This window comes from Bradyrhizobium sp. UFLA06-24 (genome assembly GCF_054967145.1).
This window is the reverse complement of the sequence record NZ_JADFUE010000102.1, coordinates 1-15,175: the sequence shown is the minus strand read 5'-3', so window position 1 is coordinate 15,175 and position 15,175 is coordinate 1. Positions and strand designations below refer to the sequence as shown.

Genomic DNA, 15,175 nt, shown 5'->3' with positions numbered 1-15,175 from the left:
GATCAAGGACCCTGCGTCGGCGGGCTCTTCCTTTGCGATTCATCTGCTGCGGTCGGGATAGCCGATCTCTAGTGGATTCAACGATGTACTTCAACGGAATTGGCTCAAACCAGATGACGGGGCAAGCGCATCCGGCGCGCGTGTCCGGTGTTTATCAGTGGCTGGCGTGGACCTAGGGGCGTCGGCGCTTCATGCAAGTCTCGCTGCGTCAGACTCGCCTGAGGCTGGATTTCCTAGTTCGGACAATGCAGGTCCTAGGCGGTAAATCGCATGCTTTGTCATACCGACCACGCGATCCCGGCGCTATTGATATGAAGTTCCATCCGTTTCAGATCGAGGATGTCGATCTGTTTGCCAGGAATCGCGCTGTTATAGGTTTTTGCAAGTAAGTGTTGCTAAACAGGCTGCTCAACGCAATGAACGGGTTGAAGCAACAATGACAACATCTTCATTCTCGCCACCAACCGTCTCGAGGCTCTCGAGGCTGCGCCAGCCGGCCGTCCCGGCCATATCAATCAGGCAACTGAGGTGCCGCTGCTCGATGCGACCGCCCGCGAAAGCTGGTTCGTCCCTATGGCAGGGGCTTGCCGCTGGACGAAGCCGTGATCGCTGAAGCCAGGCCCTTCACCTGAGCGGCAGCGCGGCCCTTATCGAGAAGTTGATGCTTCGCGTTGTGCAATCGAGGCTTGCCAGCTGCGGCAATGTCGGCGCGATTTCCACTAACATGAAGCTACCTGCCCGTGCGCAGCGAGTTCAATCGCGATGCGCATTGCATTGTGGCTATGGTGCGCGCCCCACAACTAGGCGCGTCCCAAGTTACCTATCGAAGGATTTGTGGTGAGGGGTCTCCAGCCGTCGACCTTGCGCATGTTGATCTGGCCGGGGGTGAGCAGGCCAGGACGGCATTGCCGCGGCGGCCGCTGATGGCAAACGGTCTTGATCTTGATCCGTCGCTCGAACTCCTCACGCGGCCGCTCAATTGCGTCGGTAGCCGGAATAAGATGTCGCGGCGCCAACTTCCGCTGCGGTGTTCTACAGCGCGGTGTATGGTGCTACCATCGGCGCAGAGGCAGCGGGAGCGCGAATGGCAGGTACGACGACGCGGGCGATGAGCCGGGGTTCGGCTCGGGAGCTTGCCTCTGCGACCCGGTGAGTTGTACCAAGAGCGCGAATTCTTCTTGTCGTTTCGCCGCAGCTCAGATGCCACTGAGGCGAGTGATTGGGGTCGGCATCCCACCGAAGCTTCGGAGAGGTGTTGTTTGGGGAGGCGGCAGGCTTCACCGGCAGCACCGATATGGCGAGGAGTGGGCCAACGCGCTGGCAAGACCCCGCTGGCCAGCGATGAAATGTTGCTCGAGGTCGTAGGAACATCATGGCGGTCTCGCGCGTGCGGACGCCTCTCGCGGAGCGAGTATGTCGGCCGGCCGCTGCAAGCAAGGCGACTGGCGCAGGGCTCTCGACCAAACCGACAAGATCGTCCCGCTCAGCGGCCAAGCGGAGGAAACTAACTGTCCCAGATTTGATGCGTCAGAGGCCCCAGATTCGTCATCCCGAATACGTTGGAACTTTCGGCAGGATAAGCCGAAGAGCAGGCCAATATATGCCCGCTATTCGAACTTCTGCCGATTTGCGTCAGCAACCCGGACAAGAGACTCTTCTCGACGCACATGGGGCAGACGCTAGCGGCCAACAAGCGGCAGGCGTTGGGCAGCTGAATGGTGATCGCCTCGCAATCGCGTTTGACGCAATAGCGATCTTGCGGCCGGTTCAACCCGCTACCTCAACTATTTTCGACTGCCAGCCCTAGTGCCAATTCGTTTGCGCAACTTCCTTCCACGATCGGCTTCGAAGTTCGCGCTAATTCGAGCGTGCAGCAAGGCTCGACAGCGAGGGACTGTCTGAGTGGCGGCAGGCACTGATCCTGAGCCCCGCGCAGCTGTTGCCGGCGCTCCTGCGGGAGGGTGGAGGATCGCGGCTACGCGCAGAACTCACCGAAACTGCCGGGGACTGCAAGTCCTTGATAGGAGTATCGCCACGGGAAGCTGTCCTGTTTGTTGATGCCCTCGCGTCACAGTGCCGCATCCGAATTCCTAGTCCTCTCATCTCGCGCACAATGGGGATTGACGAGGGAGCTCCGACTGAGTGTCGGATTCCGTTGTTCGCTGCCTTCATCTCACCTCGCATCCGCTTTTGCGCGACATCAAAGCGCTTAGATCAGCTCCTGACTAGATGAGCAAAACGCAGACCAACTTCAGTAACGGTTCTTGCTTCATGGCGCTCACGCAAAGATTAGAGTTCCGGCAATCCCAGTCGCTGGTCATGTCGCCGCAGCTGATGCAGGCGATCAAGCTGCTGCAATTATCTAATCTCGACCTCATGACCTTCGTGGAGGAAGAGCTGGAGTGTAATCCGCTGCTCGAGCGTGCCAGTGACGATGCAGCTGGGGCCGAAGCCCCGACTGAGGTCGATCAGGTCAGCGGCGATCAGCTGGCCGAGGCCCAAGTGCGCGACGCCCGGGATGGCGCCATGACCACCTATACCGAATGGGGTGGCGGCGGCTCGGGTGACGAAGACTACAATCTCGAAGCGTTTGTCGCGTCCGAGACAACATTGTCCGACCACCTGGCCGAACAACTGTCGGTCGCATTCACCGCGCCGGCGCAGCGCATGATCGGGCAGTATCTGATCGATCTCGTCGACGAAGCCGGCTATCTGCCGCCGGATCTCGGCCAGGCCGCCGAGCGGCTCGGCGCAACGCAGGAGGATGTCGAGCACGTTCTTGCCGTCCTGCAGGAGTTCGATCCGCCCGGCGTCTGTGCGCGTAACTTGCGCGAGTGCCTGGCGATCCAGCTCCGCGAGCTCGATAGATACGATCCGGCGATGCAGGCCCTCGTCGAGCATCTCGATCTCCTCGCCAAGCGCGACATCGCGAGCTTGCGCAAGCTCTGCGGCGTCGACGACGAGGACATCGCCGACATGATCGACGAGCTCCGCCGGCTCAGTCCCAAGCCGGGCATGAAGTTCGGGTCGGCGCGGCTGCAGACGATGGTACCCGACGTCTATGTCCGTCCGGCTCCTGATGGCGGCTGGCATGTCGAGCTCAACAGCGACACCTTGCCGCGCGTGCTGGTCAACCAGACCTATTATTCCAAGCTGTCGAAGAAGATCGGCAAGGACGTCGATAAGTCCTACTTCAACGACGCGCTGCAGAACGCGACCTGGCTGGTGCGCGCGCTCGACCAGCGCGCCCGCACCATCCTGAAAGTTGCGACCGAGATCGTGCGTCAGCAGGACGGCTTCTTTACCCTTGGTGTTGCGCATTTGCGGCCGCTGAATCTAAAGGCCGTTGCCGAGGCCATCCAGATGCATGAATCCACGGTGTCGCGCGTCACCGCCAACAAATACATGGCAACAAATCGCGGCACATTCGAGTTGAAATATTTCTTCACGGCATCGATCCCTTCGGCGGATGGCGGTGAGGCGCATTCCGCTGAAGCGGTGCGTCACCGCATCAAGCAGCTGATCGAATCCGAAGAGCCGTCAGCGGTTCTGTCCGATGACGCGATCGTTGAGCGCCTGCGAGTCTCGGGCATTGATATTGCCCGCCGCACGGTCGCGAAGTACCGCGAAGCCATGCGCATTCGGTCCTCGGTGCAGCGCCGCCGCGACAATATGTGGTCAACGATGAACAGTAGAGCATCGGGCGGAACTGGCCTCGATAAATAAACCCCCAGCTGTCGATTTAATCCGGAAGCGTAGCTTTGGAGGTCTCTGAAAGCGGGCCTTTGGAGCGAGATTGTTGATGGTGATGGAAGGAAGCTTCTGGCGCGGCATTTGAGGAGAGGTAGTATAGGCCGACTGCCGTCTAAGAGGGGCGAGCGTTTTCAGAGGCTCCGTCGGCGCCAAGCTCTTATTCCTCCCAAGTCCTCGCCTTGGCTTATTGTCGGCCGATATACGGCCCCGATCGGTAGCAGCCGGCTGATCTCGCACGCCAATGATCGCCACCACCTCTTCCGCGATAACTTTCCGGTTCGTTGCTACGCTGCACAACAAGGTTGTAGGGCGAATTATTGGCTTAACCATAATAGCTCGGCGCTAAATGTTGTAAAAACTACACTTGGAGCGCCCAGATTTTGGAAAATGAACAGGTTTTCGAGTGCGCAACTGTAGCCGCGCCCAGCATCGCCAAGTGCGGTTGGGCGGGATCGTCAGGATTGCGCCAAGTCGGGGCTGCTTAGGACCGGCGAGCTCATGGCGGCTTCAAGACAATCGACGACGTCCCGGCAGGAGGGACACATGACCTGGCTGAGCAGGGACAATCTGCCGAATGGCACGTGTTCTGACGAGGCGCATTCGAACTCGGCGGAAGCTAGCGACGCCGGCACACAAGTCGGCGTCGAACGCCATCGCTCATAGAGTCTTGAGATATTCGACAAGCGCTCGCCGTTCGGCGTCGGTCAACTCTGGTCCGATGATGCCGGGCGGCAGTTTCCTTAAGTCGGTTTCCTTACCCTCGAAAGAATGTCCGCGATTGCTGTTCCCAAGCAGCGACACATCGAAGTTCGTCAGACCGGCCGCACAGCTTTCGGACGACTGTGCTTTCGTCGCGAGCCCGACGTTGACCGGGTCGAACGCACGGCTGCCTACGCAAAACGACATCGGCCGCTTGGCGTGCGGCACCAGCATGTCTCTCAGGGTCGGAACAGACCCGTTGTGCAGATAAGGAGCTGTTGCCAAAACACCGTCCAATGGTCGCGCCCGGTACTGAGTGAAAAGCTGTCCCAGCTATTTAGGTTCATCGAGGGTACGATCAAGCATGTCATGCCGACCATCGTTGCCGAGATCGCCTATCAAAGCCTTGGAAGCGAAAAGCTGGTTGATTTTATCGATGAGCAGATACGCAGCGAGAAGACATCTGCAATTCGCACGCTGCTCTGCTCTTTCATGTTGCTCGAGATCGACTCGTTCCCTAGCTATAACCAGGATAAGTGAGTTTTACGAATCGGAAGATACGCCACGGTGGGTGACAGCTGTCATAACCGAGCGCCTGTACAGCTATTATCGGCAACGACCTCTGGCGGGCGCAACACGCAAAAAATTTGAGGAACTTGTTGTGACGCTAGAAATGCGCTTGGCCGGTAAATCTCGTCCAAGAGTTCGAGGAAATTATTTATCCGCCTTGAAGAAGAAGGCATTCAAAGAACCAAAGTCCTAAACTCTTATTCTGGATGAAGCGCCTCCTACAGTCAAAGATCGAGCCATGTCGCTGGACTTGCGGCGCGGATGGGGCGGCGGACTCGATCATGGCCATGGATCGCCTCAAGGGTCGCGCATGGCAACCGAAAGGCTACCATACGCCGGCCAGCTGATCGTTAGGGTCGCGCCGGGCGGCGATCATGGTTCGATGAACGCCGCTGCGCGCGGATCACGCCCGGCCTGCCTTGACCAGATCGAACCACCGCTTCAGGTGCGGATGCGCGCACCAGTCGATCCGTCGTTGATCGACCGGGAGCGGTAGCCCGCGGGTCGCTTCGTCCGATGTCGATACGTTGCGCCACGCCTTCGATCTCGCCCAGGCCATCCTGGACAACAAGCATCTCGACGTGGACTATAAGACCTTCTCGCGACGGACGGTGAGGCACAGCAAGACGCTGGAACGCGTTGAAGGCGTCGTGGTTCGGCTCCTGAGTGGCGTCCTCGAGTTTCCTCCGGGCGCGCGGCCCCGCGAGGCACTGCGGGCGATCGGGCTGGAACGCTTTGCCCCGCCGCTGCTGATCGCGGGTAAGATCGATCTTCTTGGGGCCGATCTCTCCGGAGCCACTCCGCTCATCTCGGGATCGCGCCTAAGGAGGCAGATCATGTCCGCTTCCGGGAGCCGCCGGCGTATGTTTTGACGATCGAAAACTTGGCAAGCTTCAACAGGCACGTCGCCGAGGCCGACGCCGCTCGACTGGGTGCTACGCTGTATGTTGGCGGGTATCCCTCGCTTGCCAGCCAACAGGCCCTGCGCACGATCTCGGCAATGGTGTCCGAACAAACCCCGATCTTTCACTGGTCGGATATCGATCCGGACGGCACCTGGATATTCCACACGATGGAGCGCGCCGTCGGACGACCGATCCTGCCGCATCTCGGGGCGGGCGCCGACCAAAAAGTCCGCACCCGCTCGTTGCCCACCAAACTCCGGCATCGCTTCACTGGCGGCATACTTGGCCAAAGATGGATCCAAGATCCTCGAGCAGGAGGAGCTTGATCCGATTCTTCCTACGCCCACGTAGGCGTTCGGACTGACCAGGGCGCCAGCTTGCGTAACGGGCACGCTTGGCCATTGACGTAAGCGGCTCGGTGACAAGCTGGAGCTCTTGCTGGCCGAGAGCTTGAGGGGGCGCATGAGACCGGCGCGTTGCGGACGCGCGATCTCAAGCAGCGACGGTGGAGACCACCGTTCAGCCCAAGACCATCACCTCCCGACCGATGCCAAGCTGGAATATGCGGCGATTAACCAATCGGCTGGCCCGCGAGTGCGGCCTTAAGTTGCGGCAATCTTATCTGCGCATCGGCTCAGGCGCCTCTCAGTCATCGAGCCGTGAATGGCCACATGAAGAGCGACGGGCATCTCGGTCGCTGCCATCTCAAAGGGCCGGGAGGGGGACGCCGCCAACATCGCCTTCACCGCCGTCGACCACAATCTCCGCCTCACCCTCAGCCTGGCTGAGGCTTTCGTTGGGCCTAATCCGCAACGCCTTGTTGCTGATGCTCGCGGTCGCGCTCGAGCTTCGTCCTGCAATATGGCGGGTTGAGAGACCAGATTGTTTGCGGATCGAGAAAGGTTGCGGCAATGCATCAAGCACTCGTCCCTCTTAAAAGCAGCACAATCAAGAACAAGATCGAGGCGTCCGTGCCGCAAGGTGAGATTAACAGAGGGATTCGAACGAGCTACTATGCATCAGCTCGGGCGGTTGGCCCGGCTCGGCCCTCGTTTGTAGGCTGGCTGCGCGGGGTCTGAACATGGGCCTGCATTGATCATCTCCCCATGGCTTTTGCAACGGCTGCTGTAACGCTGTTTTCTTGACTTACCCAAAAATACCCAACTTCGATCTGAATGGGTGCATAAGGGCGGAAAATCACGGCTAGCGTTACCAACACTCGCGGCCCTGGAAGACGACAGGCACGTGAACTTGAGGGCCGAAGAGCCCAGAGGAGGGACCAATGCCAAGGACGCTAGCCGCACCGCGCGGCCATTCTTACCATTTCGTCAAAGCCGCTCTGATTTGCTCAACTCTCTTGTCCGGTGCGGCCGCATCTTTCGGCCAGGCCAAAGCGGAGGATATCAACTGGCGCCAGTTCGAGGGCGCTTCGATCGTTTGGGCTTACGACATCCATCCATATGCTGACGCGGTTGCAGCACAGCTTCCTGAGTTCGAGAAGTTGACGGGCATCAAGGTGACGCCCGAGCTTTATCCGGACGATGCCTATTGGAATAAGCTGACCATCCAGCTGAGCACAAAATCGCCCTCGTGGGATGTCGTCGGCACAGGAATTCAACCGGCTTGGGATCTTGCGCCCGGTCAACTGCTTGAGCCGCTCGACCGCTATCTGAACGACCCTAAGCTCACATCGGCAAGCTATGACTACAAGGACTTCTTCCCCGCATTGCGTGACGCGCTGACTTGGCAAGTCAATGGCGGGCAGATCGAACCGGGCCGGGGTCAGGTGTGGGCCATCCCGCACGGGTTCGAAAACATCCAATTGTTCTACCGTAAGGACATTCTTGACAAACACGGTATCAAGGTTCCGACAACCCCGCCGGAAATGTCGGCGGCATGCGAAAAGCTAAAATCTGCCGATCCCGCGATCACGCCCCTGGGTGTGCGAGGAGTGCGCTTTTGGAGCAGCATCCACACGGCCGCGATCTCAATCGCCAAGTCCTATGGTGTACACGACTTCGTCGTCAAGGACGGCAAGTTGGAAACCGGTCTCAATTCTCCCGAGTCGATCGCCTTCCACAAAGACTACGTGGAGATGATCAAGAGGTGTGCTGCCCCATCCTTTGCCAACGACAACTGGTACCAAGTGGTCGATGGCATCAATTCGGGTCGGACAGCGATGGCGATCGATTCTAACATGTTCGGGTTCTGGAACGATGTTGCCGGCAAGCCCGCTTCGGGCAAGATTGCCTTCGCTCCGCCACTGCGAGCTCCGAACGGCAAGACTTTCGAATCGAACATCTGGATCTGGTCCCTGGCCATGAATGCTGCTTCCCAGAAAAAGGGAGCGGCCTGGCTCTTCATTCAGTGGGCGACGTCAAAGCAGGTCGAGCTGAACGGTGCCATCGCCGGCAAGCTCGTCAACTCGCCGCGCGCTTCGACCTGGAGCGACAAGGTTTGGCTCGACTATGCGGCTAAACCGGAATTCACAAATTTCGTGGATACCTTCAAGAGTGTTCAGGACCGGGCTGCGCTCGCCTTTACGCCGCGCGTAGGGTTTGCCGAGGCCATGAACGCCTGGGCAGTTGCCATGCAGAAGATGGTTAATGGTGCGGACGTGAAGGCGACATTGGCCGACCTCGCCTCCGAGATTCGCTCCTCCATGTAAGGCAACCGGGGAGCGGCATCACCGGATTGCCGCCTCCACTACCCCCGCGTATCTTTCGAGAAGTGAGCGATGAACCTTCGAGGCATCGACGCAACCGTGATGCTACAATCATCGGTAGGCCAACTGGCACCGCCCAAAAAAGAGCAGGTGCAAAGCGCCGGGCAGCATGCTCTTGACTGGTGGAGCCTTGCTGCGATTGCTCCCGCGATCATCATACTGCTCGGATTTCTTTTTCTGTTTTTCTATGGCGTCTTCCAATCGCTGACCGATCTCAAGTTTGGCCGTCCCCTGGTTCGTTTCATTGGGGTCACCAACTATGAAGTGGCAATCAAGACTCAAGATTTCTGGAACAGCATGCGGGCGACCACGGTGTATGCCTGCTCCGCGGTCCTCGCGGAAGCGTTCTCTGGGCTTGCGCTCGCCAAATTGTTCGCAAGCCGCGTGTTTCTTGCACAATTGATGCGGCCTGTCATTCTCCTTCCGTTGGTATTGCCGCCCATGAGCGTCGCCCTGATGTGGACCACAATGATGGATCCACAAAACGGGATTCTGAACTATTTGCTTTCGCTCGTCGGGATCGGCCGCTTCGCCTGGATTTCGGACGCCGGTACGGCGATGTTCTCGCTAGTTCTCATCGACATATGGACTTACACACCATTTTTTGCGCTCATCATCTTCGCCGGTTTGCAGGGCATTAACGAGGAGATCAGAGAAGCCGCGCGGATCAATGGCGCTAAGGGTTGGGCGACGTTCCTCCATATTGAGCTTCCACTCATTGCACCGTATATCCTGATCGCCGCAGTCTTTCGGCTGATCGAGTCGCTCAATCAGTTCGATATCATCTTCGGAACAACCCAGGGCGGTCCAGGTGACAGTACCTCCGTGCTCTCGGTTCGCGCCTACATCACAGCCTTTCAAAACCTCGCCTTCGGGCGTGGTGCCGCGCTCATGGTTGTCAACTGGTTGATCGTGCTTCTCGGGACCTTGGCCATGGTAAAATTGTGGCGGTTGGTTCGGCAGCGCGTAAGCTAGAGGAGGCTGGCAATGCGCTTCAAACGCTTAACGCCCGCAAGCTTGTTCCTTAATGGACTGGTTGTTGTCTGTACGCTCATCCTGACATTTCCCCTGGTCTGGATCGTGATGATGTCGCTGAAGCAGCAGGCCGAGGTCATGACCTTGCCGCCGCGCTTTGTCTTCACTCCAACATTTGAAAACTTCCGCGTTTTGTTCGATGCCGCCCAGGCCGGGGCGACAAGCTACGGCACCATCAAGGTTGATTTCCTGACGCCGGTCGCCAATAGCGTCGTGATATCGCTTGGCGCGGTGCTCGTATCGCTGATCGCCGGCGTACCCGCAGGTTACGTCTTGGCAAGACGTGATATCCCTAGGAAGGAGGACATCGCGTTCTTCATTCTGGGCTTCCGCTTCGCGCCGGCACTCCTTGTCGTTATACCGCTGTTCAGCGTGTTCCAAACAGTTGGCCTTTATGACACTTATCTCGGCATGATCTGGGTTTATCAGGTCGTCACGCTGCCAATGATCATCTGGCTAAGCCGATCATATATCGAGGACATCCCAAAGGACATTGAGGAGGCGGCGGCCATGGATGGTGCAAAGCCGTTCCGTGTAGTCTGGCACATCGTTCTTCCGCTTCTAAAGCCCGGCCTAATCGGCGCTTCATTGCTCATTTTCTTGCTTGCCTGGCACAATTTCGCTCTCGGCCTGATCCTCAGTTCGACGAAAGCACCGGTCACCGTGGCCCTGCTCAAGCTGCTTAATCCAGGCGTTCAGTTCTATCCGGTCATGGCTGCGGGTTTGGTGGTGACCATGATTGTGCCGATCGTCCTGATTATCCTTGGCCAGCGTCATCTCGAACGTGGCCTTACCTTCGGGGCCGTGAAATGAGCCCCAGACCATTGATGTTCTTCGGAACGACCAATCTTGACCTCTGCTTCAACGTCGAGCGGCTTCCAACGCCGGGTGAAAGCCTGATGGGAAGCTTAAAGCAGAATGCGGGAGGCAAGGGCGCAAATCAGGCGGTCGCCGCCGCTCGATTGGGGCTTCGGCCGAGCTTCTACACCCGGCTTGGCGATGATGACGCTGGCCGATCGTTGCTGCAAGCGCTGCGTGAGGCAGGTGTCCGCCTTGATGCCATTGAGGTATGCCCGGGGGAGATATCCGGTTCTGCTCTTGTCCTCGTCGGCGACGACGGCTCCAACATGATTGTCATAGACCCGGGAGCCAATGCAAATGTCACTCCGAGCATGGTCGAGAAGGCGGCCGAATTCATTGAGCGGGACGCAATCGTCGTTGCCGAAATGGGCATGCCGGTCCCCGCGCTCAATCACCTTTTTGCATTGAAGAGCGTCAAGGAATTCGATCTTATTTTCAATCCGGCCCCCGTGAGGGCGGGCCTGTCGCCCGCGGCGTGGAGGAGTGTCGATTTCGTCACACCAAACCAGACGGAAGCTTTCGAGCTCACCGGTGTCGAGGTGCATGACTTCGACGGCGCCGCTCATGCGGCTGGAAAGCTTCTCGATCTCGGGCCGAAGGCAGCGCTGATCACGCTAGGTGCGCAGGGAGCCTACTACGCCGATGCCAGCGCGACTTTCGCGCTCCGCGCATTTCCTGTGAAGGTCGTTGATACGACCGCGGCGGGGGATGCCTTTAATGGAGCTTTCGCAGCCTCTCTTGCTCATCGGTTGCCGATACGAGAAGCGATCAAAAAGGCGCTCGCGGTTGCCGCCTTATGTGTGACGCGACGCGGCGCCCAAAGATCGATGCCTAGCAGTTGGGCCGTCGACGAATTTCTGAATTCTCAATCGATCTTGGAGTTGGAATGACCGAACAGTTCTCAGTTGCAGACAGGACCGTGCTTGTGACCGGTGCAGGTGGAGGCATTGGCTCAGCCATAGCTAATGCTTTCCGTCAAGGCGGTGCGAACGTCCTGGCAACCGACGCGAATTTGGAAAACCTGCGAGTCATTCTGACTCGTTTGCCGCACGGCAATGGCATCCTGCCGATGAGCATGGATGTGTCACGAGAAGATGATGTCGGCAGGGTGCTTGATGAGATCGCCAAGCGCTTCGGCAGGCTCGATGTCCTGATCAACAACGCCGGAATAAAATCGGCTCAGGCGCTTCTGACCGGAAATGCCGATCGAATCGAAAAAACCATCCAGATCAATTCCGTCGCAGTGCTTCGTTGCGCGAAGCTGGCGATCGAGCGCTTCATGAAGAGCAAAGGCGGCCGCATCGTCAATGTCGGGTCCTCGTTGTCATCTCAAGGTGCTGTTTTCAACTACCAGGCTGGCGGCGCCGACTATTGCTTGTCAAAAGCCATCGTGCACGATGTGACAAAGCTGCTCGCTTATGAATGTGCTCCGTTCAAGATCAACGTCAACGCGATTGCTCCCGGGATTATCGATACACCCTTGCACGGGCGTCCGCGGGAGGAAACCGAAGCGCGCCATAGTGGCCGAATTCCGCTGGGCCGGGTCGGACTGCCGGAAGATATCGCAGGGCTTGCGGTGTTCCTGGCCAGCCCCGCAGCTTCCTACATGACCGGGCAGATTGTCCATGTGAATGGTGGGATGCTGATGAATGGTTAGCCTCAGCTCTAAGATCAACTGGCCGCCGATAGAAGGGATTATCTCCGATCTGGATGGCGTCGTTTATCGTGGCGGCACCGCAATAGCGGATGCCATAGAGGCGTTTACGAGATGGCAGAAAGCAGGCGTGCCATTCTGCTTTGCGACGAACAATTCAACGCATACCCCGGAGGACGTCGTCGGCAGGCTGAGAGGATCTGGTCTTTCGATCGCACCGTCTCAGGTCGTTACAAGCGCTATCACCGCCGCAGAACTCGTTCGAACCAATTATCCGCACCTAACGCGAATCTATGTCATCGGAGCTTCCTCGCTTGTGACGGCCATGCGAGATGTTGGGCTGGAGGTCACGGACCGAGCGCCCGAAGCTGTCGTGATGGGGCTTGACCGGGACATCACGCATGAGAAGCTGCGAATTGCGGTTGAGTCGATCCTCAATGGAGCTGTGTTCATAGGAACCAATCCCGATCTTCTGCTGCCGACGGCCAGCGGGTTCGAACCTGGCGCTGGTGCGACCATTGCAGCTGTGGCCGCTGCTACGCAAGTGCGGCCTTCGATCGTTGGAAAGCCGCAAGTGCCGATGATCGAGACAGCGCTCTCACGCCTCGGTACGAAGCGCGGGTCGACCATCATGATCGGAGATCAAGTTCCTACGGATATTCAAGCCGGAAAGAGGGCGGGTCTTGCCACGGTGCTTGTTACAACCGGCGTGCCAACGCGTCAGGATCCGTCCTTGATGGCTCCCGACTTCATCGTATCGAGCTTGCGCGAGATTGAGGTAAGTGCTGCTCGCGCGGCTCAACCGCGACAGAGGAGGGCATAATGGCCGACGTTCGCCTGGAGGGCCTCAAGAAGACTTTTGGGACAATCGAGATCCTGAGTAATATCGACCTGACTATCGATCACGGCGAATTTGTCATCTTTGTTGGTCCGTCCGGGTCGGGCAAATCCACGCTTCTGCGCATGATTGGCGGGCTCGAGCCCATCAGCGGTGGGCGGCTCCTCATCGACAATGAGCTCGTCAACGACATCGATGCGGCCGATCGCAACCTCGGCATGGTCTTTCAAAGCTACGCTCTCTATCCGCATATGACGGTGAAAGAGAACCTGGCCTTTCCCCTGCGCATGGCCAAAGCCGGGAAAGCCGCGATCGCCGCCAAGATAGCCAAAACAGCATCGCTATTGCAGATCGACCATCTATTGGAGCGCAAGCCTCGACAACTTTCAGGAGGGCAACGCCAGCGCGTCGCAATCGGGCGCGCCATCATGCGAGAACCAAAAGTTTTCCTGTTCGATGAGCCGCTCTCCAACCTGGACACCGATTTGCGCGTGCAGATGCGGGTTCAGATCGCCAAGCTCCACAAGCAGCTCGGAAATACCATGATCTACGTGACGCATGACCAGGTGGAGGCGATGACCTTGGCTGACAAGATCGTGGTGCTCAAGGACGGCAACATCGAACAGGTCGGCAGCCCGCACGATCTGTATCACAATCCCGCTTCGCGCTTTGTTGCAGGATTCATCGGCTCGCCCAAGATGAACTTCCTGGGCGGCAAGGTCGAAGCAGCTCATGAACATGGCATGGATGTCCGGTTGGACGCCGGGCCCACGATCTCCGTTCCGGTCCAGCCGGACCAGATGCTGGTTGGCAAGCCGGTCACTGTTGGAATTCGCCCGGACGACTTCTCCTCGTCAATGCCCGGGCAGCAGGAGATCTCGATTGAACTTGGGGTCGATTTCGTCGAGCATCTCGGCAGCGTCACGTACATCTACGGTAATGCCGGAAACGAAGCTCTCGTCGCCAGGGCGCCACAATCCGGTTGGCCCAAAGGCGCCTCCAAGTTCACCCTCACCGCCGCTCCAGCCGATTGCCACTTGTTCATGGGCAATGGAAAGGCGGTATGGCGGTTGCACGCACCTGCGAGTTGGAGCTAGTCTTCACGTAGAGCCGTGCGATGATGCGCGGCTCAGGATCGACAGGCGGACGGCTGAGGTGAAGGGAGCCGGTATCAGGCAGTTCTTCCGCAATTCCCGTTCGTTTGTCCTTGGTGCGGGGATCGGGTCGGGCATGACCGCCAGAGCCGCCGAGCGGGCGGGGGCCGATTTCGTGCTCGCGCTCAATGCGGGCCGTTTTCGTGCCATGGGTGGGGCCTCGCCTGCCTCGATCCTCCCAATCCGCAATAGTAACGAATTCGTGGCAAGCTTCGGACGGACCGAAATTCTGCCCAGCACGAAACTGCCGGTCTTCTTCGGCACCTGTACATTCGACCCCGAGCTCGATGTTGATCGTTGGCTCGATCGGATCATCAAATGGGGATTTGGCGGCGTGACCAACTTCCCATCGGTCATACACATCGACGATGAGCGCAGGTCATTGCTCGAGAAGTGTGGTCTTGGTTACTCCCGGGAAATCGAGCTCCTCGTGAAAGCTGCAAAACGCGGCCTGATGACAATTGCCTATACGCGCAGTCAATCCGAGGCGCGTCGAATGGTCGAAGCGGGCGCCGAGGCCATTTGCATCAACTTCAATCTAAACCGCGCGGTTGAAAGCGGAGCCGATCCGTCGGTCAGCCTGTCTGAACTTGCAGCGCGTACGAGCGCCGTTGCGCGCGTTGCTCAATCCGTCAACAAGAGCACCATCTGCCTGCTTGGGGGCGGCCCCATTACGAAGCCGGACGAACTCCTCGACATCTGCCGCGAGACCGGAATCCAAGGTTTCATCGGAGGCTCTTCGCTGGACCGCGTGCCTCTGGAGATGTCGGTCCTCGAGGTGACGTCGGGCTTCAAGACCATCCACCTGTTGCGCGAGAAGGTGGATCTGCTCGAACGGCAGCTGCAGTTGAGTGGTTTCAGGCACGGCGTGATCGCACAGTCCTCGGCAATGAAGCGCATCCTTGAGATCACCAGACGCGTTGCGGCGACCCCCCGCCCGGTCCTCATCTGGGGGGAGGCCGGCTCTGGCAAGCGTAGAAT

General features: G+C 58.5%; 14 protein-coding genes and 1 pseudogene. 13 read left to right on the top strand and 2 right to left on the bottom strand.

The genetic code is table 11. The features are described 5' to 3' along the window. Positions 1–2,271 precede the first annotated feature (2,271 nt). Positions 2,272–3,726, top strand: coding sequence for an RNA polymerase factor sigma-54 (gene rpoN, locus IF809_RS36125; RefSeq protein WP_011084688.1), 1,455 nt, complete (start codon positions 2,272–2,274; stop codon positions 3,724–3,726). 684 nt (positions 3,727–4,410) lie between these two features. Here rpoN and IF809_RS36120 read toward each other — a convergent pair. Continuing rightward, positions 4,411–4,785, bottom strand: coding sequence for a c-type cytochrome (locus IF809_RS36120; RefSeq protein ID WP_340050700.1), 375 nt, complete (start codon positions 4,783–4,785; stop codon positions 4,411–4,413). A gap of 36 nt (positions 4,786–4,821) precedes the next feature. On the opposite strand from IF809_RS36120, the gene IF809_RS36115 reads away from it, so the two are divergent. The 4 genes and pseudogenes from IF809_RS36115 to IF809_RS36100 form a co-directional block, all read left to right on the top strand. Beyond that, a complete protein-coding gene (locus IF809_RS36115) occupies positions 4,822–4,992 on the top strand; it encodes a hypothetical protein (protein ID WP_014497906.1) in 171 nt (56 codons plus the stop codon). A gap of 557 nt (positions 4,993–5,549) precedes the next feature. Then, a complete protein-coding gene (locus tag IF809_RS36110; RefSeq protein ID WP_014497905.1) occupies positions 5,550–5,894 on the top strand; it encodes a hypothetical protein in 345 nt (114 codons plus the stop codon). Continuing rightward, positions 5,891–6,253 carry a Wadjet anti-phage system protein JetD domain-containing protein gene (locus tag IF809_RS36105; RefSeq protein WP_026312353.1) on the top strand — a complete coding sequence of 121 codons (363 nt, stop codon included), beginning with the start codon at positions 5,891–5,893 and terminating at the stop codon, positions 6,251–6,253. Before IF809_RS36110 ends, IF809_RS36105 begins: the two co-directional genes overlap by 4 nt. Positions 6,254–6,332: 79 nt before the next feature. Then, a pseudogene (locus tag IF809_RS36100) lies at positions 6,333–6,588 on the top strand (IS5/IS1182 family transposase); the annotation flags it as partial. A 44-nt stretch (positions 6,589–6,632) separates the two neighbouring features. Here the strand turns inward: IF809_RS36100 and IF809_RS36095 are convergent. After that, positions 6,633–6,851: a hypothetical protein gene (locus tag IF809_RS36095; protein ID WP_161966258.1), complete on the bottom strand. Its 219-nt coding sequence runs from the start codon at positions 6,849–6,851 to the stop codon at positions 6,633–6,635. Between the two features lie 358 nt (positions 6,852–7,209). Here IF809_RS36095 and IF809_RS36090 point away from each other — a divergent pair, with 358 nt between their 5' ends. From IF809_RS36090 to IF809_RS36055, 8 genes are all read left to right on the top strand, one after another. After that, a complete protein-coding gene (locus IF809_RS36090) occupies positions 7,210–8,595 on the top strand; it encodes an ABC transporter substrate-binding protein (protein ID WP_011084694.1) in 1,386 nt (461 codons plus the stop codon). Between the two features lie 69 nt (positions 8,596–8,664). Continuing rightward, the gene (locus IF809_RS36085) at positions 8,665–9,627 is read left to right on the top strand and encodes a carbohydrate ABC transporter permease (protein ID WP_011084695.1); all 963 of its coding nucleotides are present in this window, start codon (positions 8,665–8,667) and stop codon (positions 9,625–9,627) included. 12 nt (positions 9,628–9,639) lie between these two features. Then, positions 9,640–10,500, top strand: a complete 861-nt coding sequence (locus IF809_RS36080) for a carbohydrate ABC transporter permease (RefSeq protein WP_011084696.1) — start codon at positions 9,640–9,642, stop codon at positions 10,498–10,500. A 14-nt stretch (positions 10,501–10,514) separates the two neighbouring features. Further along, positions 10,515–11,438, top strand: coding sequence for a ribokinase (locus IF809_RS36075; protein WP_020607991.1), 924 nt, complete (start codon positions 10,515–10,517; stop codon positions 11,436–11,438). Continuing rightward, a complete protein-coding gene (locus IF809_RS36070) occupies positions 11,435–12,205 on the top strand; it encodes an SDR family NAD(P)-dependent oxidoreductase (RefSeq protein ID WP_011084698.1) in 771 nt (256 codons plus the stop codon). Before IF809_RS36075 ends, IF809_RS36070 begins: the two co-directional genes overlap by 4 nt. After that, complete coding sequence (locus tag IF809_RS36065) at positions 12,198–13,025, top strand: HAD-IIA family hydrolase (RefSeq protein WP_011084699.1); 828 nt, start codon at positions 12,198–12,200, stop codon at positions 13,023–13,025. Before IF809_RS36070 ends, IF809_RS36065 begins: the two co-directional genes overlap by 8 nt. Beyond that, complete coding sequence (locus IF809_RS36060) at positions 13,025–14,137, top strand: ABC transporter ATP-binding protein (RefSeq protein ID WP_011084700.1); 1,113 nt, start codon at positions 13,025–13,027, stop codon at positions 14,135–14,137. Before IF809_RS36065 ends, IF809_RS36060 begins: the two co-directional genes overlap by 1 nt. A gap of 133 nt (positions 14,138–14,270) precedes the next feature. Next, positions 14,271–15,175: phosphoenolpyruvate hydrolase family protein (locus IF809_RS36055; RefSeq protein ID WP_462839899.1), on the top strand; the 905-nt coding region annotated here is incomplete at its 3' end.

Excerpts from the sequence above, each read along its gene's own strand:
- IF809_RS36080 (WP_011084696.1), top strand. The coding sequence starts at position 9,640 with ATGCGCTTCAAACGCTTAACGCCCGCAAGCTTGTTCCTTAATGGACTG.
- IF809_RS36090 (WP_011084694.1), top strand. The coding sequence starts at position 7,210 with ATGCCAAGGACGCTAGCCGCACCGCGCGGCCATTCTTACCATTTCGTC.
- rpoN (WP_011084688.1), top strand. The coding sequence starts at position 2,272 with ATGGCGCTCACGCAAAGATTAGAGTTCCGGCAATCCCAGTCGCTGGTC.
- IF809_RS36085 (WP_011084695.1), top strand. The coding sequence starts at position 8,665 with ATGAACCTTCGAGGCATCGACGCAACCGTGATGCTACAATCATCGGTA.
- IF809_RS36070 (WP_011084698.1), top strand. The coding sequence starts at position 11,435 with ATGACCGAACAGTTCTCAGTTGCAGACAGGACCGTGCTTGTGACCGGT.
- IF809_RS36060 (WP_011084700.1), top strand. The coding sequence starts at position 13,025 with ATGGCCGACGTTCGCCTGGAGGGCCTCAAGAAGACTTTTGGGACAATC.
- IF809_RS36115 (WP_014497906.1), top strand. The coding sequence starts at position 4,822 with ATGCCGACCATCGTTGCCGAGATCGCCTATCAAAGCCTTGGAAGCGAA.
- IF809_RS36075 (WP_020607991.1), top strand. The coding sequence starts at position 10,515 with ATGTTCTTCGGAACGACCAATCTTGACCTCTGCTTCAACGTCGAGCGG.
- IF809_RS36065 (WP_011084699.1), top strand. The coding sequence starts at position 12,198 with ATGGTTAGCCTCAGCTCTAAGATCAACTGGCCGCCGATAGAAGGGATT.